This is a genomic window from Eubacterium sp. AM05-23 (genome assembly GCF_003477535.1).
Classification (GTDB): domain Bacteria; phylum Bacillota; class Clostridia; order Eubacteriales; family Eubacteriaceae; genus Eubacterium; species Eubacterium maltosivorans.
Window position 1 is genome coordinate 143728 of sequence record NZ_QUDF01000005.1, and the last position, 22300, is coordinate 166027.

The 22300-nt window shown below is 48.2% G+C and carries 22 protein-coding genes; 19 read left to right on the forward strand and 3 right to left on the reverse strand.

Going from position 1 to position 22300, the window contains the following annotated elements; all coding sequences use genetic code 11:
- Positions 1-82 precede the first annotated feature (82 nt).
- Positions 83-1462, reverse strand: a complete 1380-nt coding sequence (argH, locus tag DW091_RS08255) for an argininosuccinate lyase (protein ID WP_058694618.1) — start codon at positions 1460-1462, stop codon at positions 83-85.
- Positions 1462-2703, reverse strand: a complete 1242-nt coding sequence (locus DW091_RS08260; RefSeq protein WP_013380482.1) for an argininosuccinate synthase — start codon at positions 2701-2703, stop codon at positions 1462-1464. Before DW091_RS08260 ends, argH begins: the two co-directional genes overlap by 1 nt.
- Positions 2704-3054: 351 nt before the next feature.
- On the opposite strand from DW091_RS08260, the gene argC reads away from it, so the two are divergent.
- The 18 genes from argC to DW091_RS08350 all read left to right on the forward strand — a co-directional run bounded on the left by argC (position 3055) and on the right by DW091_RS08350 (position 20609).
- Positions 3055-4095 carry an N-acetyl-gamma-glutamyl-phosphate reductase gene (gene argC, locus DW091_RS08265; protein WP_058694616.1) on the forward strand — a complete coding sequence of 347 codons (1041 nt, stop codon included), beginning with the start codon at positions 3055-3057 and terminating at the stop codon, positions 4093-4095.
- Positions 4096-4114: 19 nt separating this feature from the next.
- On the forward strand, positions 4115-5347 hold the full coding sequence (gene argJ / locus DW091_RS08270) for a bifunctional glutamate N-acetyltransferase/amino-acid acetyltransferase ArgJ (protein WP_118517921.1): 1233 nt from the start codon (positions 4115-4117) through the stop codon (positions 5345-5347).
- Between the two features lie 38 nt (positions 5348-5385).
- Positions 5386-6282, forward strand: a complete 897-nt coding sequence (argB, locus tag DW091_RS08275; RefSeq protein WP_074616865.1) for an acetylglutamate kinase — start codon at positions 5386-5388, stop codon at positions 6280-6282.
- A 26-nt stretch (positions 6283-6308) separates the two neighbouring features.
- On the forward strand, positions 6309-7493 hold the full coding sequence (locus DW091_RS08280; RefSeq protein WP_074616864.1) for an acetylornithine transaminase: 1185 nt from the start codon (positions 6309-6311) through the stop codon (positions 7491-7493).
- 256 nt (positions 7494-7749) lie between these two features.
- Positions 7750-8058 (forward strand): hypothetical protein, encoded by a 309-nt coding sequence (locus DW091_RS08285; protein ID WP_058694612.1) that lies wholly within the window; start codon positions 7750-7752, stop codon positions 8056-8058.
- 8 nt (positions 8059-8066) lie between these two features.
- Positions 8067-9929: a V-type ATP synthase subunit I gene (locus DW091_RS08290; RefSeq protein ID WP_224168768.1), complete on the forward strand. Its 1863-nt coding sequence runs from the start codon at positions 8067-8069 to the stop codon at positions 9927-9929.
- 10 nt (positions 9930-9939) lie between these two features.
- A complete protein-coding gene (locus DW091_RS08295) occupies positions 9940-10416 on the forward strand; it encodes a V-type ATP synthase subunit K (protein ID WP_333519699.1) in 477 nt (158 codons plus the stop codon).
- 35 nt (positions 10417-10451) lie between these two features.
- Positions 10452-11057 (forward strand): V-type ATP synthase subunit E family protein, encoded by a 606-nt coding sequence (locus DW091_RS08300; protein WP_090412434.1) that lies wholly within the window; start codon positions 10452-10454, stop codon positions 11055-11057.
- A gap of 3 nt (positions 11058-11060) precedes the next feature.
- Positions 11061-12032, forward strand: coding sequence for a V-type ATPase subunit (locus tag DW091_RS08305; protein WP_058694609.1), 972 nt, complete (start codon positions 11061-11063; stop codon positions 12030-12032).
- Between the two features lie 9 nt (positions 12033-12041).
- Positions 12042-12359, forward strand: a complete 318-nt coding sequence (locus DW091_RS08310; RefSeq protein ID WP_058694608.1) for a V-type ATP synthase subunit F — start codon at positions 12042-12044, stop codon at positions 12357-12359.
- 52 nt (positions 12360-12411) lie between these two features.
- Positions 12412-14190, forward strand: a complete 1779-nt coding sequence (locus DW091_RS08315; RefSeq protein WP_058696379.1) for a V-type ATP synthase subunit A — start codon at positions 12412-12414, stop codon at positions 14188-14190.
- Positions 14183-15592 carry a V-type ATP synthase subunit B gene (locus DW091_RS08320; RefSeq protein ID WP_074616861.1) on the forward strand — a complete coding sequence of 470 codons (1410 nt, stop codon included), beginning with the start codon at positions 14183-14185 and terminating at the stop codon, positions 15590-15592. The genes DW091_RS08315 and DW091_RS08320 overlap by 8 nt, the downstream gene beginning before the upstream one ends.
- A 3-nt stretch (positions 15593-15595) precedes the next feature.
- A complete protein-coding gene (locus DW091_RS08325) occupies positions 15596-16231 on the forward strand; it encodes a V-type ATP synthase subunit D (protein ID WP_118517923.1) in 636 nt (211 codons plus the stop codon).
- Positions 16232-16558: 327 nt separating this feature from the next.
- Positions 16559-16726 (forward strand): zinc-ribbon domain-containing protein, encoded by a 168-nt coding sequence (locus DW091_RS08330; RefSeq protein ID WP_058694605.1) that lies wholly within the window; start codon positions 16559-16561, stop codon positions 16724-16726.
- Positions 16727-16771: 45 nt separating this feature from the next.
- Positions 16772-17053: a GIY-YIG nuclease family protein gene (locus DW091_RS08335; protein WP_199678153.1), complete on the forward strand. Its 282-nt coding sequence runs from the start codon at positions 16772-16774 to the stop codon at positions 17051-17053.
- 13 nt (positions 17054-17066) lie between these two features.
- Positions 17067-18077, forward strand: coding sequence for an ion channel (locus tag DW091_RS08340; RefSeq protein WP_074616859.1), 1011 nt, complete (start codon positions 17067-17069; stop codon positions 18075-18077).
- A complete protein-coding gene (locus DW091_RS08345; protein ID WP_118517924.1) occupies positions 18074-19150 on the forward strand; it encodes an MBL fold metallo-hydrolase in 1077 nt (358 codons plus the stop codon). The genes DW091_RS08340 and DW091_RS08345 overlap by 4 nt, the downstream gene beginning before the upstream one ends.
- A gap of 31 nt (positions 19151-19181) precedes the next feature.
- Positions 19182-20609, forward strand: a complete 1428-nt coding sequence (locus tag DW091_RS08350) for a 5-bromo-4-chloroindolyl phosphate hydrolysis family protein (protein ID WP_158577859.1) — start codon at positions 19182-19184, stop codon at positions 20607-20609.
- A gap of 67 nt (positions 20610-20676) precedes the next feature.
- Here the strand turns inward: DW091_RS08350 and ilvA are convergent, their stop codons facing one another.
- Positions 20677-21882: a threonine ammonia-lyase gene (gene ilvA, locus DW091_RS08355; RefSeq protein ID WP_118517926.1), complete on the reverse strand. Its 1206-nt coding sequence runs from the start codon at positions 21880-21882 to the stop codon at positions 20677-20679.
- Between the two features lie 182 nt (positions 21883-22064).
- On the opposite strand from ilvA, the gene DW091_RS08360 reads away from it, so the two are divergent.
- A complete protein-coding gene (locus tag DW091_RS08360; RefSeq protein WP_158577860.1) occupies positions 22065-22295 on the forward strand; it encodes a hypothetical protein in 231 nt (76 codons plus the stop codon).
- Positions 22296-22300: the final 5 nt, after the last annotated feature.

Genomic DNA, 22300 nt, shown 5'->3' on the forward strand with positions numbered 1-22300 from the left:
AAGTCCCTCTTAAAAGAACAATGCGAAAAAACCAGGTACACAGCCTTACCACTGTGTACCTGGTTTTATATGGTTGATTTGTTTAAGCTTTCTGGAACAGGCTTCGGTTGACGGCGATGGCGCGGCGGACAGTGCTTTCTGCCGGACCGCCGACAATATCACGCTGGTTAACGCAGGTCTGCAGGTCGATGGCATCATAAATGCTCTCGTCAAAGACTGGATCGACAGCGTTGTATTCTTCCAGTGTCAGCTCATCCAGGCTTTTGCCCTTTTCCAAAGCATAGAAGACCAGCTTTCCGATAATGGCGTGGGCGTCACGGAAAGCCACGCCGTGCTTGACAAGCCAGTCTGCTGCGTCAGTCGCATTGGAAAAGCCGCCCGCGGCTGATTTGCGCATCACCTCTGTGTTGACCGTCATGGTGCCGATCATCTTCTCAAAGGTAATGGCGCAGATTTTGGCTGTGTCATAGGCGTCAAAGACTGGCTCCTTATCCTCCTGCATATCCTTATTGTATGCGAGCGGAATCCCCTTCATGGTGGTTAAGAAGCCCAGAAGGTCGCCATAGGTACGGCCGGCCTTTCCACGGACCAGCTCGGCGATATCCGGGTTTTTCTTCTGGGGCATAATGCTGGAGCCAGTGGAGAAAGCGTCATCAAGTGTAATAAAATTAAATTCTGAGGAGCACCACAGAATAATTTCTTCAGAAAAACGGCTCAGGTGCATCATGAACACAGACACAGCCTCCAGGAAGTCGATACAGAAATCCCGGTCAGACACGCCGTCAAGGCTGTTCATGGACACATTTTTAAAGCCCAGCTCACTGGCAACATAGTAGCGGTCCAGCGGATAGGTGGTGGTAGCCAGGGCGCCGGAACCAAGGGGCAGCGTATCCGCCATATCGTAAACCTGATCGAGGCGTTTCATATCGCGTCTGAACATCTCAACATATGCCATCAGGTGATGGGCAAAGGTGATGGGCTGCGCGCGCTGCAGATGGGTATAGCCCGGCATAATGGTTTTGGTGTGCTTGCTTGCCATATCCATCAGCGTGAGGCCCAGATTCCGGATCAGGTCCTTGAGCTCCATGGAAATGTCCTTAACGTAAAGACGCATATCGGTGGCAACCTGATCGTTACGGCTGCGGCCGGTATGCAGTTTTTTCCCGGTATCACCAATTCGCCCGGTGAGTATGGATTCAATATTCATATGGATATCTTCCATATCGACGGAAAACTCAATTTTTCCGGCTTCGATATCCTCTAAAATTTCACCCAGGGTTTTGACAATTAATTCGGACTCGGGGACAGAGATAATTCCCTGTTTCCCGAGCATTTTTGCGTGGGCAATGCTGCCCCTGATATCTTGTTTGTATAAACGCTGATCGAAAGAAATGGAGGAATTGAAATCGTCTGTTAACGCATCTGTTCCTTTATTAAATCGACCGCCCCACATTTTACTCATTATTTATTTTCCTTTTCTGCTTCTTTTTCCTTTTCTTCGTGGCTCATGCGCATGAGGGCGCGAACCTTAAGCGGCAGGCCAAACAGGTGGATAAAGCCCTCGGCATCCTTGTGGTCATATAAATCCCCGGTGGTAAAGCTTGCGATCTCTGCGTTGTATAAGGAGTATGGGGAAGAGACAGAGGTCAGGATACAGTTACCCTTGTACAGCTTTAATTTTACGACGCCGGTAACGGTTTTCTGCGTTTCATCCACAAAAGCGGATAAGGCTTCGCGCAGGGGGTTAAACCACTGGCCATTGTAGGTGATTTCCGCAAACTTAACAGCGGCCTGCTGTTTAAAGGCAAAGGTTTCACGGTCCAGGCACATATGCTCCAGCTCTTCATGGGCACGGTACAGGATGGTGCCGCCCGGTGTTTCATAGATACCGCGGGATTTCATACCAACCACACGGTTTTCGATGAGGTCGACCACGCCGATGGCGTTGCGTCCGCCGATTTCATTACAGGTTTCAAGAATTTTGCGCGGGCTCATGGCTTCGCCGTTGATCTTGATGGGTTCGCCGTTTAAAAATTCAATTTCGATTTCTTCTGGAGTGTCAGGCGCTTCTTCCAGTGTTTTGGTTAATTTTAACAAATGGTCGTATTTGGGTTCGAGTGAAGGATCTTCAAGCTCCAGGCCTTCATGGCTGATGTGCAGCAGGTTGCGGTCACGGCTGTAGCTCTGGTCATGGCTCATGCTGACTTTGATGTCATGTTCGATACAGAAATCCATGCAGTCTTCCCGGGACTGTAAATCCCAGATACGCCATGGCGCGATGATTTTAAGCTGCGGGTCTAAAGCGCCAATTCCCAGTTCAAAACGAACCTGGTCGTTCCCTTTGCCGGTAGCGCCGTGGCAGATGGCTTCCGCACCTTCCTTATGGGCGATATCCACTAACACCTTAGCGATCAGCGGACGGGCGAGAGAAGTCCCCAGCAGGTATTTCTTCTCATAAACTGCGTCAGCCTTGAGTGCCGGCCAGCAGTATTCTTCAACAAATTCATCGGTAACATCTTCTATATATAACTTGCTGGCGCCGGAGGATAAAGCCCGTTCTTCCAGACCTTCGGTTTCCTTACCCTGTCCAACATCGACGCATACGCAGATAACCTCATAATCGTAGGTTTCCTTTAACCACGGAATAATGGTTGTGGTATCCAATCCGCCTGAATAGGCTAAAATAACTTTTTTTGCACTCATAACACTGTGCCTCCTCTTAATTGTTTTCATTTGATTTATTCTTGCGTTTCCTTACAATCTGTGAATGATTATACAATACCAAAACCGAAATTGCAAGGTATATTTGAAAAAATATGCGTAAATTATTCATAAATATTCATAAAAAGTGCTTGAATATTCAAATGATTAGGGGTATAATTACAAAATAGTTTTCATAAAAGCTATTTTATAAATGAATCATTAACAATTAATAATTAAGGACTCCGGTTTAAAAAGAAGCGGTCAGCGTTAATTGTTCATTATTAATGATTTATCGAAAATTTATTGTACCATTTGTATGATAAAAAATAAACCTAAAATTGGAGAGATTTTATGATTAAAGCATCAGTTATCGGCGGAACCGGCTATGCCGGACAGGAATTACTCAGAATACTTTACAGACACCCGGAGGTTGAAGTCGTATCCGTCGGCTCAAGGAGCTTTGCGGGACAGCCTTTAAAAGATATTTACAGAAACTATGAAAATGTGACAGACGCCCTGTGCGAAACAGCGGATATGAACGAGCTGGTCGAAAAATCCGACGTAATTTTTATGGCGTTGCCCCACGGCATCGCCTCAAAACAGGTGACCGGGGAAGTTCTCAAAAAAACAAAGATTATCGATCTCGGCGCAGACTTCCGTCTAAAGGACGTGGATATTTATGAGCAGTGGTACAAAGTCAACCATTATAATAAGGATCTGCTGAAGGAAGCCGTCTATGGCCTGTGTGAGCTGCACCGTGAGGACATCAGGGGCGCGCGTCTGTTATCCAATCCGGGCTGTTACACCACCTGCAGCATTCTGAGCCTGGCGCCGCTGCTTAAAAACCATCTGGTTGACCCACAGAGCATTATCATTGACGCAAAATCCGGCGTCACAGGAGCAGGGAGAAGCAGTGATACCGCATTTTCCTATTGTGAAGTCAATGAATCCATCAAAGCCTACAAGGTCGGATCACACCGCCATACGCCGGAAATCGAGCAGGAACTGGGATTGCTTTCAGGCACAGACCTGAAGCTGCTTTTCACACCGCACCTCACACCTATGAATCGTGGAATTCTGGCACTCTGTTACGCCAGCCTGACCAGCGATATGGACGAGGAGGGCCTGAGACAGGTTTACCGTGACTTTTACAGGGATGAGTATTTTGTGCGCCTGACTGAGGATAAGCTCCCGGAAACCAAATGGGTAAAAGGCTCAAATTACTGCGATATCGGACTGAAGGTTGATAAACGCACAAACCGCGTGATTGTCGTCGGAGCCATTGATAATCTGGTAAAGGGCGCGGCCGGACAGGCCGTTCAAAATATGAACCTGATGTTTGGCTTTGATGAAAAAACAGGAATCGATTTTATTACGGATTTCCCGGTTTAATTTGTGAAAGGAACACGAGATGAAAATAATTGATGGCGGCGTTTTGGCCGCAAAGGGCTTTAAAGCCGCCGGCATTGCCGCCGGTATAAAGGATAACGGAAATAAGGATATGGCGCTTCTGGTCGCGGACAAGCCCGCGGCGACAGCTGTTATGACCACATCCAACATGGTTCAGGCAGCGCCTGTGCAATGGGACAGAGCTGTTATGATCGAGTCGCCCTACAAGCGCGCAGTCGTGGTCAACAGTGGAAACGCCAACGCCTGCACCGGTGAAACCGGCATGCGCCATGTGGAACAGACCGCCGGCGTTGCGGCTGAGCTTCTCGGCGTAAGCACTCAGGACGTGCTGGTATCCTCCACTGGTGTTATTGGAGTGGTAATGCCCATTGAAAAAATATTAAAAGGCGTGCAGGCACTGGTAAACGGGCTCGGGGACGATGCGCAGCACGCGGACGACGCAGCGCACGGCATTATCACCACAGACCTTACTACCAAAACCATTGCGGTGGAAATCGAGCTGGACGGAAAAACCGTCCATATCGGCGGAATGGCCAAGGGATCAGGGATGATCTGCCCAAACATGGCCACCATGCTTTCCTATGTCACGACCGACGCCGCCATCGAACCAGAATGCCTGCAGAAGCTGCTCGCTAAAATCACCCAGGATACCTACAATATGATGTCTGTAGACGGTGATATGAGCACAAACGACACAGTTGTCGTAATGGCAAGCGGTGAGGCCGGAAACAAGGAGATCAGCCTTAATGATGTGACTTCACAGGATTTCGCTGTATTCAGCGAGGCCCTTTATTACGTCAATGAGCACCTCGCAAAATCCATCATCCGCGATGGGGAAGGGGCAACCAAATTTGTTGAGGTCACTGTCTGTGGCGCGGCGACAGATGAAGATGCCCGCACCCTGGCAAAAGCGGTTGTTAAATCCAGCCTGGTAAAGACCGCCCTCTTTGGCGAGGACGCCAACTGGGGCCGTGTGCTTTCGTCGCTGGGAGCGTCTGGGGTCGTTTTCGACCCGCTCAAGGTATCCCTGGTGTTTTTCAGCAACGCTGGAATGATCACCCTTCTGAACGAAGGGGCGCCCATCGCTTTTGATGAAGGGATGGCTAAAAAGGTACTGTCTGAAAAGGAAATCTCCATCATGGTAACCCTCAAGGAGGGGGAAGATAAAGCGACTGCCTGGGGCTGTGATCTGTCCTACGATTATGTCAAAATCAACGGCGATTACCGTTCTTAAATCATATACAAAACAATCCATCAGAAAAGGAAGTAAAAATGTCAGATAATACACAGAACATGGCGCAGTACATCGAAAAGGCCAATATCCTGGTCGAGGCGCTGCCCTATATCAAGCAATTCAGAAAGAAAACAGTGGTCATCAAATACGGCGGCAGTTTCATGTATGACAATGATATCAAGAAATCTGTCATGGACGATATCGCCCTCATGAAACTGGTTGGCCTGCGTCCTATTGTGGTGCACGGCGGCGGTAAAGACATCTCCGCATTCTTAAACAATCTGGACATCCAGACCGAGTTCATCGATGGTCTGCGTGTTACCAATGACGATGTTATCGAAGTGGCAGAAATGGTGCTCTCCGGTAAAATCAACAAAGAAATTGTTCAGCTTCTGGAAGACCGTGACATCACCGCAGTAGGGATCTCCGGTAAAGACGGCGGTATGCTCAAGGTGAGAAAAAAATTCGTCAATGGCCTGGATATCGGCTTTGTTGGCGATATTGTCAAGGTAAAGAGCGATCTTCTCCAGACATTGCTCAAAAGCGACTATATCCCCGTTATCGCTCCGATCGGCAGCGACAAATGCGGCCAGAGCTACAACATCAACGCAGACCATGTGGCTTACGCCATCGCCAAGGAGCTGAAGGCTGAAAAGCTGGTTTACCTCACAGATACCGACGGGGTCTATATGGACGCCGATGATCCGGATTCCATTATCCGCCGTCTGGATGTCGATGAGGTTGAACGGCTTATTGAGGAGGGGATTATATCTGGCGGTATGATTCCAAAGGTTGAAAATTCCGTGGATGCGATTCGTTCCGGGGTCAATTCTGTCCACATCCTGGACGGTAAGGTTGAGCACTCACTGCTGCTCGAACTCTTTACTGCGGCGGGCTGTGGGACGATGATCCGCCAATCGCTGACACAGGCATAAAATATGAACATTCAGGAGATAAAGACATGAACAAAAGTGAAGAGTTGATTAATCGGGCAGAAAAAGTGATCATGCCCACCTACGCACGGTTTCCCATTGCTTTCGAGAGCGGCAATGGCTGTGTTTTAAAAGATGTGAACGGAAAAGAATATCTGGACTGTGTAGCCGGTATCGCGGTAGATTGTCTTGGCCATAACCACCCGGGCCTCAATGCCGCCATCGCGGACCAGTGCCAGAAAATCATGCACGTTTCCAATCTGTACTGGACCGAGCCTCAGATTGACGCGGCTGAAATACTTGTAAAGGCCAGCGGACTTGACAAGGTGTTTTTCTGCAACAGCGGCGCTGAAGCCAACGAAGCGGCCTTAAAGCTTGCGCGGATTTACGCAAAACAGTTTAAAAGTGAAGACGCGGTTGAAATCATCGCCATGGATCATTCCTTTCACGGCCGCACCTACGGCGCCATCACCGCCACCGGACAGGAAAAATACCACAAAGGCCTTTCGCCCATGCTGCCGGGCATCTCACACGTACCCTTCAATGACTTTGACGCTTTAAAGGCGGCGGTAACCGATAAAACCTGCGCGGTGCTGCTCGAACCTATTCAGGGTGAGGGCGGTATTTATCCGGCGGATTATGAATATTTACAAGCAGTCCGCAAGCTTTGCGACGATGAAAACCTCGTCCTGATTTTTGACGAGGTGCAATGTGGTATGGGCCGTTCTGGAAAATTCTTTGCTTACCAACACTACAATTTAAAGCCGGATGTTGTCTGCATGGCCAAGGGGATCGCGGGCGGATTCCCCATGGGTGGTATCATCGCCTGTGATAAGGTTGCTCAGGTTTTCACGCCTGGCACCCACGCCTCCACTTTCGGGGGTAATCCACTGGCCTCAGCCGCTTCCCGTTATGTATTAAGCGTGCTTACCGGTGACGGCTTCCTCGATGAAGTCGCTGAAAAGGGAAGCTACCTCATGGAAAAGCTGTGTGTACTTAAAAAAGAACATACCTGCATTACCGATGTGCGTGGTATGGGATTAATGGTCGGGGTAGCTGTTTCTGTCCCAACAGGCGAAATTATAAACAAAGCGATGGAAAAGGGGCTTCTTTTAGTAGGAGCAGGCAGCGACGCCATAAGATTTGTTCCCCCATTAACTATTAATAAAGAAGAAATTGACCAGGCCGTCGAAATTTTTGGAGAATGTCTGTAAATTTTTGTTGAAAACCCCTTCAACCCATGATAATATATTATCATGGGTTTTCTTTTAAATTTTTTTTTGAAACAAACAGGCGACAAAGACGTTATCTGTCTTCTGTTTTAAAAACAAACCTGTAAACGTCAACAAAAAAGATTGCTTTTAAGTCCAATTATTTCTTTTGCTGCTGAAAGAATCTGGGTATAAAAACAGAAGCGGTCGTAAAGAAAATCTGAATTTGTGTGAATTTGAGAGTAAAGGTGGTGATTAAATGTCGATTCTGGATTCAATCAACAAGGCCGAAGAACGTGCAGCAGAAATGCGTTCGGAGGCAAAAGCAAAAGCGCGTGAAACCCTGCGTCAGGCTGAGGCCGAAGCCAGGGAAAAGGGCGACGCATTGATTCTTGAAGCCAAGGAAGCTTCTGAAGCAGTTCTTCTGCAGGAGGAGGCATTGGCCGAAAAGGAAATGGAACGCGTCCTTCACGATGCGAGTCTCGCAGATGAGAAAATGGCTGAAAATGCCAGGACTCGTGTCCCGAAGGCGGTTGAATTTATTTTGGAAAGGGTAGAAACGCAATGATTATTCCAATGAAAAAAGCAAAGCTCATTGCCCTGAAGGAAGATAAGGAAGCTCTTCTGCTTTCACTTCAGAGGTGTGGTGAGTTCATGGCCATTCCACCCGACGAAGAGACAGAACAAACCGCAAAAAATGAACAGATTGATTTAGACGTACAGCAGGCAGATGCCATGCTGCGGTTTATGCAGCGTTATCAGAAAAAGAAAAGCTTCTTCAGCGACCGCCCGGTATATGGTTACGATGCGTTTATCCGCCGTAACGAAAAGGGCGAGGCTCTGGTCCAGGAAACCTCAGCGATCTCGGATAAGCTTTCAGCAGCGCATTCTGAAATTATGACGCTGAAATCCGAGTGCTCCCAGCTGGAGCCGTGGCTTTCGATGGACGTACCCATCGAAGATTTAAAACCAACGCAGTACACCAATTTTCATATTGGCTATCTGCCGCCTCTTGTCCATGAAGAAATCGTTGCCGCTGTGGCGGAGCACAATGCTGAAATTCAGCTCTTTGGCAAAACCGTAGAAGGTCAGGCAGCGCTGATTGTCTCCTTTATGGAGGATGACGCCGCCCTTTCAGACAGCATCAAAGTTCTTGGTTTTGTGGAGGCATCCCTCCCGAGAGTGACAGGAACCGCGTCTGAAATCAGCCAGAGTAATCAGAATAAAATCGAGCTTCTGGAAAAGGATATTGAATCCTATGAAAAGCAGATGGCCGAGCTGGCTGAATCACAGCAGGAGCTTGAGCTTCTGAGCGAGCAGTATAAGGCTGAGCAGGAACGCCAGTCTGTCAAATTCATGGAAACGGTTGAAACGGTTTGTGTAGAAGGCTGGGTAAGAAACGACCGGATGGAAGCGGTTGAAAATGCCGTCAGTCAGGTAACAGACGTATACGATCTGGAATACAGCGACCCAGAGGAAGGCGAGCAGCCCCCGACAGCGCTTAAAAACAAAAAGTTCTGGAAGCCCTTTGAGTCCATTACAGATATGTACTCCCCGCCAAAACCGGGAACCATCGACCCCACACCGGTGTCCGCACCGTGGTTTTGGGTAATCTTCGGGATGATGATGGGGGATTTTGGCTACGGAGCCCTCATGGCCGTTATCTTTGGACTCATGAAAAAAATCATGAAGCCAAAGGGACAGTTTGGTATGCTGGTCACACTCCTGTTTTATTCCAGTATCACAACCATGATTTTTGGGATACTTTTCGGCAGCTATTTTGGCGAAACCTTTCATCCCATTCTCTTCTCGCCGCTGGACAACCCGGTAGCGATGCTGATCTTCTCTCTGGTGATCGGGGTGCTTCATATCTTCTCGGGTATGGCCATCAAAATCGCAGAGCAGGTTCGCGCCGGCCATGTGCTGGACGCGATTTTTGACCAGGTCAGCTGGATGCTCCTGATTGCCGGCGCAGGCCTGATCTTTTTAGAACAGACCAGAACCGTGGGAATGGTCCTCGCCATTGTGGGCGCGGTCATTATCCTCTTTACAGCGGGACGTGAAAAGAAAAATATCGTGGGCAAGGCCTTCGGCGGTATTATGGGGCTTTACGATGTCACCAGCTACCTGAGTGATATTCTGTCCTACGCCCGTATTCTTGCTTTGGGACTGGCCACCGGCGTTATCGCCATGGTTATGAATATTCTGGCCGGAATGGTGCAGATCAATGTGCTTGGGTTTATCTTATCCCTTGTGATCTATTTTATCGGCCATGTTTTCAATATCACAATGAGCCTGCTGTCCGCTTATGTACACGACAGCCGTCTTCAGTATATTGAATTCTTTAATAAGTTTTATGATGGCGGTGGTTATAACTTCGAACCACTGGCAATTCAGACAAAATCAATAGATGTCATTGACAATTCTAAAGAAGTTTAGGAGGAATGAAATCATGTCTTTAGGTTTAGCATTAGCTATTTTTGGTGCAGCAATCGCTGCCGGTTTAGCAGGTATTGGTTCAGCCAAGGGTGTTCAGATTAGTGGTGAAGCCGCAGCAGGCGTTGTTGCAGAACGCCCGGAAATGTTCGGTAAAATGCTTGTACTCCAGGCGCTGCCAGGTACGCAGGGTATCTACGGCTTCCTGACAGCGGTTCTGATCATGGTTCAGATTGGTATTTTAGGCGGAACCCCTCTCGATTTAAGCCTGTACCAGGGAATGTCTTTCCTGGCTGCCGGATTTCCAATCGGGATCGTCGGCTTACTCTCCGGGATTGCACAGGGGAAAGCAGCCGCAGCGTCTATTCATATGACCGCCAAGGATGAGTCTGCTTTCGCGAAAGGGATCACCATCACCGCGATTGTAGAAACTTACGCGATCTTAGCCTTACTCGTATCCATCCTGTTAATCTACAGCATCCAGTTATAAGAACTGCAAAACACGTGAAAGTGAGGTGACAGCGTGTGAGTGCCGATAAAATTATTGAAAAAATCCTGGAAAAAGCCAACGAAGACGTGGCTTTGATCGAACAGGAAACGGCAGAAAAGGTTCAGTCCTCTGTGGCCGCCATTGAGCGTCGTACAGAGCTGACATTGAACGCGCTAAAAAATAAAGAGAAGGCTGATGTGGAGGAAGCCCACCGCAGAAGCCAGCTGATGACCCGTTTGGATTCCAGAAAAAATATCCTGGCCGTCAAACGCAAGGTTATCAATGAAGTTTTTGACAAAGCAAGAACAGCTCTCGACACCCTTGACGAAAGCCGCTACGAAGCGCTCGTGACAAAGATTGTCGTGAATGGCTCTGAAACCGGAACCGAAAAATTACAGGTTCCTGAAAAAGATATCAAACGGTACAAGGACGGTTTGCTGAACAAGCTGAACACCGCCCTTAAGGAAGCTGGGAAAATTGGAGAGCTGACCCTGGATGAAACTCCGGCAGCTTTTAAATCCGGCGTTATGCTTGTCGGTGAAATGAGCGATATTAACGGCTCTTTCGATGTTCTCATCGATGACGCCCGCGAAAAATATGAGCGAGAGGTTGCAGAAATGCTTTTTGAAGTGGAGGTGTAGGCCATGTCTGAAACCAGTTATCCCTATGCAATAGGGCGTATCAAGGTGCAGGAAGCAGGCCTTATCGACCGGACGCGCTGGAACCGCCTCTGGGAGGCCGATGAAGCCGAGGCTCTCAAGCTCCTGGATGAAATCGGCTATGGCGCAGAAGCCAAAGACCACAGCCAGCTCGACAATCTGATCGACGCTGAGCTCACAAAAACCCGGAACCTCATCAATGAGATCACTCCGGATAAAACAGTAACCGATCTTCTGCTCATTCCGACAGATGTCCACAACATCAAAGCTATTTTAAAAGGACAGCTGCAGCGGGTCGAAGTCGAAAACCTCCTGCTTGAAGGAGGCGGCATTCCACTGGATATTCTTCAGAAAGCCCTGGAGCATGGCGATTACAGTCTTTTGCCGGAATGCTTCAGAGAACCGCTGAAGCGTCTCGAGGATGTCACCGACCCCAGAGTCATCAGTGTGACCATCGATAACGCGGCTTATGCACAGATCTTAGAAACTTTATCACAGCAGAAGCATTCAAGCGAGCTGCTGAAAAAATATTACAAGGCAAAAATTGATTTTACCAATATTCTGACAGTGCTCAGAGCAAATGTCCTGGACTGGGGGACCTTCAAGGTAAAACCCCTGCTGATACCAGGCGGTGAAATCGAAGAAAAGGCGCTGCTTGACGCAACGGATATTCCGAATGAACAGCTCGCAAAACAGCTGGGACACGGGGAACACAGTATTCTGATCAAATCGGTTCTTGAACGCTATGCGCAGGACGGAAATTTGTCAGAAGTTGAACAGAAATTTGAAGATGCGGCTTTTAATATGATCCATGAGCGGAGGAGTGACTCCTTTAGTATTGGCCCCATCGCCAACTACCTGTTCCAGCGCCAGGCTGAGGGTAAGGCCCTGCGGGTCATGTTTGCGGGTAAACGCTCCGGTATTAAAATACCGCTTGCCGAACTCGGCGTTATTTAGGAGGAAATCATGAGTGAACAAGCAAAATTAGCCGTTATCGGCGATCAGGATTCGATCATGGTTTTCCAGGCGCTCGGGGTTCGCACCGTTTATGCCGATGCAGCAAAGGATATCGAAAAAGCCATCCATGCGCTGGCCAAAGAAGAAACTGCTGTCATTTACATTACCGAACAGGCCGCCGCCCTGGTGCCGGAAGCCATTGAAAAGTATAAAACCGAGCCTTTCCCGGCCATCATCCCGATTCCAAACCGTTTTGGAACAAACGGGTTAGGCATGAAGGGAATTCAGGATAACATTGAAAAAGCCATTGGCGCAGATATTTTATAAACTATAGAAAGGGGTGGATAGAACGATGATTCAGCCCAATGAACAATCAACCATGAAGCAAGTAGGGACAATTGTCAAGGTTGCCGGTCCGCTGATTGTAGCAACCGGACTAGCCGATGTTCAGATGTTTGACGTTGTCCGAGTCAGTGAAAAACGACTCATTGGTGAAGTAATTGAATTAAGAGGTGACAGAGCCTCTATCCAGGTATATGAAGAAACCGCCGGCTTAGGCCCAGGCGAACCCGTATATGTGACAGGCGAGCCCCTGTCCGTTGATTTGGCCCCTGGCCTGATTGAAAGTATTTTTGACGGTATCCAGAGACCGCTGACCACCATTTACAACGAATCCGGAGACCGTATCAGCAGAGGGATTGATGTCCCTAAGCTCGACCGCGAAAAGAAATGGCCTTTTGTACCGGCCTGCCAGAAGGGCGATGTGTTAAAGCCCGGCGATGTGATCGGTACTGTCCAGGAAACACCGGCGGTACTCCAGAAGATCATGATGCCGCCAAAGCTGGAAGGAACCGTTGAATGGGTTTTCGACGGTGAAGCCAATATTGTCGAACCCATAGCCAAGATTAAAAAGAAGGACGGAGAAATTGTGGAAGTCCCCATGCTCAGAAGCTGGCCGGTACGACGCGGCCGTCCCTATACAGAAAAAATCGCACCCGATGAGCCCATGGTCACCGGCCAGCGCGTAATCGACACGCTGTTCCCAATCGCCAAGGGTGGTATCGCCGCCATTCCAGGACCATTCGGCTCCGGCAAAACCGTTGTGCAGCATCAGCTGGCAAAATGGGCCGACGCCGACATCATTGTTTACATTGGCTGCGGTGAACGTGGTAATGAAATGACCGACGTTCTGATGGAATTCCCGGAACTGCATGACCCGCGTACCGGCCTGTCCCTGATGAAGCGTACGGTTCTTATCGCAAATACCTCAGATATGCCCGTAGCCGCCCGTGAAGCGTCCATCTATACTGGTATCACAATTGCGGAATACTTCCGCGATATGGGCTATAAAGTGGCAATTATGGCCGACTCCACATCGCGCTGGGCCGAAGCGCTGCGTGAAATGTCTGGCCGTCTTGAAGAGATGCCCGGTGAAGAAGGCTACCCGGCCTATCTTTCCTCCAGACTGGCAGAATTCTATGAACGCGCGGGCTTTGTCAGATGCCTTGGCTCAGAAGAGCGATACGGCGCCATCTCTGCCATCGGAGCCGTATCGCCTCCGGGTGGTGACATCTCCGAGCCGGTATCCCAGGCAACCCTGCGTATCGTTAAGGTATTCTGGAGCCTGAACGCCAACCTGGCGTACAAACGTCACTTCCCAGCCATTGACTGGCTGCAGAGCTACTCGCTTTACAGTGACAAAATGAATGTTTATTTCGACAAATCTGTCGAAACCGACTGGTCTGTTCATGTTCGCCAGACCATGCAGATCCTCCAGGAAGAAGCCGAGCTGGATGAAATTGTCCGTCTCGTCGGGGTAGACGCCCTGGGCTTCAAGGACCGCCTGACACTGGAATGTGCCCAGTCTATCCGTGAAGATTACCTGCATCAGTCCGCTTTTGACGATGTCGATACCTATTCTTCACTCGAAAAACAATATGCCATGCTGAGTATGATTCTGGCCTGGTATGAAAAAGGCGTTGCCGCTCTTGAAATGAACGTGCCTTTTGCCAAAATCATCACCATGGATATCCGAGAAAAAATCGCCCGTATGAAATACGTGCCAGAAGACCAGAAGGAAGAGCGCTTCCCGGCCATTGCCGCCGAAATGGAAGCAGAATTCTTAGCACTGATGGAAGGAAGTGGTGACGATGAATAAAGAGTACAAAACCATTAGTGAAGTCGTCGGCCCATTGATGCTGGTCGACCATGTAGAAGGTGTAAAATACGACGAACTGGTCGAGATTGAACAAGCCGATGGTGAAAAACGTCTTGGTAAAGTCCTCGAGGTCAATGGCGATAAAGCCATGGTACAGCTTTATGAAAGCTCCCAGGGCCTTAGAATCTCAAACTCTAAGGTACGTTTCCAGGGCCACGGCATCGAGCTCGGCGTGAGCAGAGACATGCTTGGCCGTGTATTTGACGGTATGGGACGTCCAACCGACGGTGGTCCGGAAATTATTCCGGAAAAGAAACTGGACATCAACGGTTCGCCAATGAACCCCGTTGCACGCGACTACCCTGCCGAATTTATCCAGACAGGGGTCTCAGCCATCGACGGCCTGAACACCCTGGTCCGTGGACAAAAACTGCCGGTTTTCTCCGGCTCTGGTCTGCCGCATGCGCAACTGGCGGCCCAGATTGCCCGCCAGGCCCGCGTTCTCGACAACGACGAAGGTTTTGCTGTTGTCTTTGCCGCCATTGGGATCACCTTTGAAGAAGCAGACTTCTTCGTCAAGGATTTCCGCCGTACAGGCGCCATCGAACGTGCTGTCCTGTTCATGAACTATGCCAACGATCCAGCGGTCGAACGTATCTCAACGCCGCGTATGGCAATCACCTGCGCCGAATACCTGGCCTATGAGCTGGATATGCAGGTACTGGTCATCCTGACCGATATTACTAACTATGCCGAAGCCCTGCGTGAAGTCTCCGCAGCCCGTAAGGAGGTTCCAGGCCGCCGCGGCTATCCTGGCTATCTGTATACAGACCTTGCGACCCTGTATGAACGCGCCGGCCGTATGCGCGGCAAAAAAGGCTCCATCACCCAGATTCCAATCCTCTCCATGCCGGAAGATGATAAAACTCACCCGATTCCTGACTTAACCGGGTACATCACCGAAGGCCAGATTATCTTATCAAGAGATCTGTACAGAAGAGGGATTGAGCCGCCGATCGACGTACTGCCTTCGCTCAGCCGTCTGAAGGATAAGGGGATCGGTGAAGGCAAGACCCGTAAGGATCACGCCGATACCATGAACCAGCTGTTCTCAGCCTACGCCCGTGGGAAGGACGCGAAGGAGCTGGCCGTTATCCTTGGGGACGCGGCGTTGTCCGATGTCGATAAAATCTACGCGCGTTTTGCCACAGAATTTGAGGAACGCTACGTATCTCAGGGCTTTGAAACCAACCGAACCATCGAAGAAACCCTGACCATTGGCTGGGAGCTTTTATCCATCCTGCCGCGTACAGAGCTCAAACGTATTAAGGACGAATATATTGATGAATACATTCCTTCTCCGCTAAGTGAAGACGACGATATCACAGACGAGGAGGAATAAGCCATGGCTATTCGTGTAAATCCTACCCGGATGGAGCTGACCCGTCTCAAAAAAAGGCTTAAAACAGCCACAAGAGGTCATAAGCTCTTAAAGGATAAACGGGACGAAATGGTAAGGCGTTTTATGGGATATATCCGCAGAAACAAAGAACTCCGGGAAGAAATTGAAGAGCAGCTGGGCGCTGCAATGGGACGTTTTGCCATTGCCGGTGCCAGAATGGGCGAGGCAGCGGTAACCGAGGCGCTTTTGTGCCCGGCCCGTGAAGCGGCCATAGAGCTTGGAAAACAGAATATCATGAATGTGGATGTGCCGACTATCAAGTACACAGCCATAGAAGGCGGTACAGATCTGCCATACGGTTTTGCCTTTACTTCAGGCGAACTGGACGGCGCGGTACTGGACATGGCGGCGCTTTTACCGCTGCTCATCGAACTGGCCGAGGTTGAAAAAACCTGTAACATGCTGGCCGATGAAATCGAAAAGACAAGACGCCGTGTCAACGCACTGGAACATGTCATGATTCCGGAGATGCTGGAAACCATCAAGTATATCACCATGAAGCTGGAAGATAACGAGCGTGGAAACATTACCCGTTTGATGAAGGTTAAGGAAATGATGGTTGCGGAAAATCAAAATTAATACGTTTCGTAATTAATTCTATTTAATACAAAACAAGTCGTTGCATAACATTATACAACGACTTGTTTTTTCATTTTTTATCCATGATGAGCACAGCACATTTTTGCGCTGTGCTCTTTAAAAAATTCAAAAACATAAAATGTAAAATTAACACAATTCCGGTAGAAATCGCTTTACAAACAACAAATAATTAGTGTATAATAAACCTATAGTATAGTAATGATTACATTAATTTCAAATGGTTACCATGTCCTGAAACATCTACTCCATTTAAAAAACTGAATCAGACCCTGTACAAGAAATTTTAAATGGAGGTAACAAGACACAATGGAAGATAAAACTTTAGTTTGTCAGGATTGTGGTGCTGAATTTGTATTCACTGTTGGTGAACAGGAATTTTACAAAGAAAAAGGCTTCGATAACGAACCTAAAAGATGTAAAGAATGCAGAGCTAAAAGAAAACAGTCTACCAGAAGACCAAGAAATGAATTTTAGGACTGTCTCAAATGGAATTTAAGATCCCTACGGGGATCTTTTTTAATGAAAAATATCGTTAAGGATGACATACTGTTTATGGACAAACACTACGTGTATATATTAAAATGTAAGGATAACAGCTTGTATACGGGTTGGACAACCGATATTGAGAAGCGCCTGAAGGCCCATAACAGCGGTAAAGGCGCAAAATATACCAAAAGCCGCAAACCGGTTGTGCTGGTATACAAAGAAGAATTTGACAGCAAAAGCGACGCTCTGCGGCGGGAGGCTGCGATCAAAAAGCTTACCCGTGAACAAAAGCTGGAGCTCATTAATAAACATTAGAGAGGTATGTAGAATGGATAATGTAGTAAATGATCTGACCGTGCATCAGACTCTGGCAAACGGCAACGCCATTCTGATTTTTTATGATATTTTTGTCCTCTGTCTTTTTCTGTTTGAGGTGTTTTTATATATCAACAGAGAGCATTACAAGGCTTTGCTGCGCAAGAATATGGAAGCCGGGACACGGATCCGTCCAGTGCGCCGTTATCTGTTAAAATTAACCCGTTATTATGACCGCCATGGACTTCTGACCGTAAACGCCCTGCTTTTAATCATCTCGGTTATTGCTATTTCCATGAGCCATATGGTAACCATGCGCGAGATTCTGGGTCTGGTGGCTACCTTCATCATCTTCATTGTAATCATGTATTTTGTGCAAAAGCTTTTTGTAGGGCTTGATCAATTTGAGGATGACATGGTCAGCCGTTATGTCGATGTTATTTTTTATCTGCTGCTGGGGCATTCTTTTGTCTATTTTGCCAGCTTTGTATCTCGGCCAAGCCTTCTCCTGACCTTTATCGGACTCCTTTTTGCCCTTTTTCTGTGCTTTTCTGTTATGATCCGCGCCATTATCAATCCCAATATTCTGATGAAGCCCACCAATGAACGTCGCAGAAACCGTGAGGCTTTTGGCATCATAAAAGGTATGGGCGCGTTAATGGGGTGTGAGCTGGGAATCCTGTATTTGATGATCTACAGCTGCTGGAAAACCAACCCCTTTTTCTTTCAGCACGCCACAGAACGGCCTTTAGACTATTTGGATCTGCTCTATTACCTGTTTGTGTCCTTTTCCACCATCGGCTATGGCGATATTTATCCGGTTCGCGTGGAAGGCATGTTTTACAGCCAGTTTACAGCCATTGTTATTTCGGTCACCAGCATTTTCAGTACAGCTTGCTTTGTCGGTGCGATCATTTCAGGCGCCTACAGCATTGGCCAGCAAAACCGGGAAAAGCAGGCGGTGGAAGAAGACGGTAAGGAAAAGCTGATTGATCAGACCATAGAAAAAGAGGAAGAATCGTGACAAAACATAAAATTTTAGGCTTACTGCTGACCGCAGTCTTTCTTGCTTTCTCCGTATTCGGATGCTCTGCGCTTAAGGAGGATCCCGGGCTTGCCATCGACGCCGAGGGGACGCTGCGGATTCACTATATCGATGTGGGGCAGGGAGACTGTGCCCTGATCCAAACGCCGGATAATCAGAATATCCTGATTGATACCGGCAACCCAGAGGATTATGAGGCCATTAATACTTACCTGAAGGCTCAAAAGGTCGAAAAGCTTAACACTATGCTGATCACCCATCTGCACAGTGACCATATGGGCTCTGCAGAAAAAATCTTGAAAAACCATACTGTCGAAAGCGTCTATTTGCCAAAGGTTGCTCACAATACGCAGCTGTTTGAAAACTTTATGAAGGCCATGAGCGAAAAAGGCCTGAAGGCTAATGCCGCATATGCTGGTGTCAGCATTCCGGCAGGTGAGGCTGTTTCCATTGAGCTTTTTTCTCCCCTTGAGGGAAAAAGTTATGCGGAGCTCAATGATTACTCGCCCATCACCAGGGTAGCCTATGGCGACACCTCATTTTTATTTACCGGTGACGGCGAAAATGAAGACGAGCAGGACGCCGCCGCTCAGGCAGGGTTAAAGCTCAAAAGCGATGTCCTGAAGGTCGGCCACCATGGAAGCGATACCTCTACCGGCGAGCTTTTCCTCTCGCTTGTAAATCCGCAGTACGCAGTGATCAGCGTTGGCAGAGATAACGCCTATGGCCATCCCAGCAAGGATACTCTGAACAAACTGAACGGAAAGACCGTTTTTCGAACAGACCAGGAGGGGAATGTGGTCGCCATCAGCGACGGCCAGGGGATTAGCTTCATTACACAAGCCAGCGGCAAACTGGAAACCGCAGTGTCTGGCGCTGAATCCCCGGCAGGACCGGCAGACACCATCGTGTATATTGGAAACATAAAAACAAAGAAATTTCATCTTCCCTCCTGCAGCGGGCTGCCAAAAGCGGACAATCAAACCACCTTTGCGACCCGCGATAGCGCGGTGGAGCAGGGCTATACGCCCTGTGGAATCTGCAAACCCTGAGGCATTTAAGACAAGGAAAGGAATGGATAATATGGGTATTTTTAAAAAACTATTTGGCGGCAATGCACCTTACAAGCCTGGAAAGCTGGATTTAAACCGTCCTGTGCCGCTCGGGGAAATTTTTCCAGATGTTAATCTCGCACACAGTGTGTTAAACGAGCTCAATAAACGCGCAGGAAAGAAGCTGTCGGGCATTAACGAACCGGTCAGCATTGAGGATTTAAAGGAAATCCGCAGTCTCAGGGCGTCGGGCATGGAGATCCGCTCATTGGAAGGCATGGAATACTTATTCAAGCTCCAGGAGGCAGATCTCAGCCACAACCTCATTCAGGAAATCCCCTTTAGCCTTGAGGATGTGACCCGTCTGAATAACAAATACAAAGGCGGCTTTATCTTAAATCTCTACTCCTTTGTGCTGGATCTGAGCGATAACCGCTTCGCCACAGTGCCTGAGCTCGTCGAGCAGTACCGCGCCAAAGAAAGAAACCTGTTCATTGACCTGAGCGACAACCCGGTAATTGATTCTGAGGTAAAAACGCCTTCCGCTGAGGGGTGTGCCGAGGTCATTAAAAAGCATCGCACCGGACTATCCGATAATGATTTTTCATGGCTGCTTTACTATATCAATGCCTACTATCTTGTAAAGACCCAGAAAGAGCTTTCCGGCTATACCGAAACGACACCCGGCGATTTTACCACAGAGCCGCTCTCTTTTATTAAAGAATCAAGGCAGATGCTGAAAAACACCATTTATCCAGAAGGCTTTAACGGCCAGCACAATTTTGCACTGGTCAATGACCGCGGAAAGGCCTCTGTCTCGGTAAAAAAGGCCGAACAGGAGGCCATCAAAAAAATCATTGACTTTAAGCTGAAGGACGGACTCCTGCCGACCGGAGATACCGAGTCTTTTAACGCTGCCGCCGACGGCGAAACGATCAATAAAACCGCCGTCTTTAATTATTATAATGAAAACACCGACAAGCTCTGTCCTGAGCTGTTTTCTGACGAAATTTTATCCGACAGCCTGTCAGCGGATAAAAAACGGATTCTCGAACAGAAAAAACTTTTAAAGGAAGCAACCGATTGTCTGGATACGGCCATTCAAAACACCGAGAGCTCCGAAATTTCAGGAAAGCTTAAAACCATCAAAAGCCTTACAGAGAAAATCATAGACCATATGCAGGAAAATCCAAAGGAGTATCATTTTTCTTTTGAGATCAATTATCTCCCCATGACGCTGGATATTATACGCTCCTACAATAATCTCAGCCAGACCGAAACCGAGACGGGTGAGAATAAACTGGCAAGAGAAAAGATTGAGGCCAGTTTTGACACGATCATTGAGGCTTTTGGTAATTATATCAGCCAGTTTGAGCAAAACGCCGCCATTGACCTGCACTCCGATATCGATTCGCTTTTATCTCTGTTTGAAAGCCACGGCCTGACCGATAAAAAGTAAAATAAAAGAGAAGCACCCGCAGCCTGAAAAAACTGCAAGTGCTTCTCTTTTTTATTTTCGCCTGTTTTTACTGTAAATTGTCCTTGAGCCGGTAGCCAGCATCTTTAAGGGCATTCTCGATTTGATGAATATGGTCATAATTTCTTGTTTCAAGCTCGATCCGGAGGTAACAGCCATTTACATCCGCGTTCTCACTGGCACGCTCGTGGTGGATGGATACCACATTGCCACCCATATCGGCAATGATGGCAGATACGCCCTTCAGCTGCCCGGGCTTGTCGACCAGCTCGATGTTTAGTGAGCAGGTGCGGCCTGATTTCAGAAGACCTCGTTTGATGACACGCGAAAGAATCGTGACATCAATATTGCCGCCTGACAGCAGGCAGACCACCTTTTTGCCCTTGATGGGAAACTTGTTAAACAGAGCGGCCGCGACGGACACAGCGCCGGCGCCTTCGGTGATCAGCTTCTGCTGTTCAATGAGCGTAAGAATTGCCGTTGAGATTTCATCGTCTGTGACTGTGGCGATTTCATCCACGTATTGCCCGCAGATCTCAAAGGTATGCTGGCCCGGCTCCTTTACCGCAATGCCGTCCGCGATGGTGGACACCTCGTTCAGGCGTTCAATCTGTTTATCGGCGATGGAATTGAGCATGCTGGGCGCGCCGCTGGCCTGCACACCGTAGACCTTGATATTCGGATTTAATGACTTGATGGCAAAGGCAATGCCTGAGATCAGGCCGCCGCCGCCAATGGGGACGATCACCGCGTCCATATCCGGGAGCTGATCCAACAACTCCAGACCAATGGTTCCCTGTCCGGCAATGACGTTCTCGTCATCAAAGGGATGAATAAAGGTATAGCCCATTTCCTGCTGAAGCTCCAGGGCTTTCTGATACGCATCATCATAGACGCCCTCCACAAGACAGACCTCAGCGCCGTAGTGCTTTGTGGCCTCGACCTTTGAAATAGGCGCGCCGTCTGGCAGGCATATCAGGGATTTAATATTGTTTTTAGTTGCGGCCAGCGCCACTCCCTGTGCATGGTTTCCGGCCGAGCAGGCAATAACGCCCCTTTGCTTCTCCTCATCGGTCAACTGGGAAATTTTATAGTAAGCGCCCCGCACCTTAAAAGAACCGGTTACCTGGAGGTTTTCGGTTTTTAAATAAATTTTGCCATCCGACTGGATACCCGGTGCGTATATCAAATCCGTTGGTCGAATTACTTTTTTTAACGTGTAGGAAGCGTGGTAAATTTTATCAAGTGTCAGCATGGTTTTCCTTTCTTTTAATCATTCGTTTTAAGCTGCTAACAGCTAATATACCTCTTGTGATTTTTTTTGTCAAGAAGTTTGGAAATATGATTGGACTTATGCGCTGCCTTATATTATAATTTTATAGTTGAAGTCAGACTGGATGCCTGTGTTCCGGAAGGCTGAGACAATACTTCTGTCTTATGGCAGGGTATGAAACAGGAGGAATCATCATGACTGGGATTGTAGACCGGATTGAAGGTACATTAGCCGTGATCGAACGGGAGGATGGCGTTTTTGTAAGCGAGCCTGTCGCAAGTTATGGCACCCCCATTAAAGAAGGATATAAGGTGGACCTGGAGCGTCATAAAGTTTTAGTATCTGATTTTAATAAAGATGATTTGTCTCACATTAACCAATATTTTAACGATTAGTTTAA

Bases quoted from the DNA above. Each gene is read 5' to 3' on its own strand.
- DW091_RS08330 (WP_058694605.1), top strand. From the start codon at position 16,559: ATGGAAGATAAAACTTTAGTTTGTCAGGATTGTGGTGCTGAATTTGTA.
- DW091_RS08285 (WP_058694612.1), top strand. From the start codon at position 7,750: ATGTCGATTCTGGATTCAATCAACAAGGCCGAAGAACGTGCAGCAGAA.
- DW091_RS08280 (WP_074616864.1), top strand. From the start codon at position 6,309: ATGAACAAAAGTGAAGAGTTGATTAATCGGGCAGAAAAAGTGATCATG.
- argC (WP_058694616.1), top strand. From the start codon at position 3,055: ATGATTAAAGCATCAGTTATCGGCGGAACCGGCTATGCCGGACAGGAA.
- DW091_RS08340 (WP_074616859.1), top strand. From the start codon at position 17,067: ATGGATAATGTAGTAAATGATCTGACCGTGCATCAGACTCTGGCAAAC.
- DW091_RS08350 (WP_158577859.1), top strand. From the start codon at position 19,182: ATGGGTATTTTTAAAAAACTATTTGGCGGCAATGCACCTTACAAGCCT.
- DW091_RS08320 (WP_074616861.1), top strand. From the start codon at position 14,183: ATGAATAAAGAGTACAAAACCATTAGTGAAGTCGTCGGCCCATTGATG.
- argB (WP_074616865.1), top strand. From the start codon at position 5,386: ATGTCAGATAATACACAGAACATGGCGCAGTACATCGAAAAGGCCAAT.
- DW091_RS08315 (WP_058696379.1), top strand. From the start codon at position 12,412: ATGAAGCAAGTAGGGACAATTGTCAAGGTTGCCGGTCCGCTGATTGTA.
- argJ (WP_118517921.1), top strand. From the start codon at position 4,115: ATGAAAATAATTGATGGCGGCGTTTTGGCCGCAAAGGGCTTTAAAGCC.
- DW091_RS08310 (WP_058694608.1), top strand. From the start codon at position 12,042: ATGAGTGAACAAGCAAAATTAGCCGTTATCGGCGATCAGGATTCGATC.
- DW091_RS08260 (WP_013380482.1), bottom strand. From the start codon at position 2,703: ATGAGTGCAAAAAAAGTTATTTTAGCCTATTCAGGCGGATTGGATACC.
- DW091_RS08305 (WP_058694609.1), top strand. From the start codon at position 11,061: ATGTCTGAAACCAGTTATCCCTATGCAATAGGGCGTATCAAGGTGCAG.
- DW091_RS08360 (WP_158577860.1), top strand. From the start codon at position 22,065: ATGGCAGGGTATGAAACAGGAGGAATCATCATGACTGGGATTGTAGAC.
- DW091_RS08335 (WP_199678153.1), top strand. From the start codon at position 16,772: ATGAAAAATATCGTTAAGGATGACATACTGTTTATGGACAAACACTAC.
- ilvA (WP_118517926.1), bottom strand. From the start codon at position 21,882: ATGCTGACACTTGATAAAATTTACCACGCTTCCTACACGTTAAAAAAA.
- DW091_RS08325 (WP_118517923.1), top strand. From the start codon at position 15,596: ATGGCTATTCGTGTAAATCCTACCCGGATGGAGCTGACCCGTCTCAAA.
- argH (WP_058694618.1), bottom strand. From the start codon at position 1,462: ATGAGTAAAATGTGGGGCGGTCGATTTAATAAAGGAACAGATGCGTTA.
- DW091_RS08290 (WP_224168768.1), top strand. From the start codon at position 8,067: ATGAAAAAAGCAAAGCTCATTGCCCTGAAGGAAGATAAGGAAGCTCTT.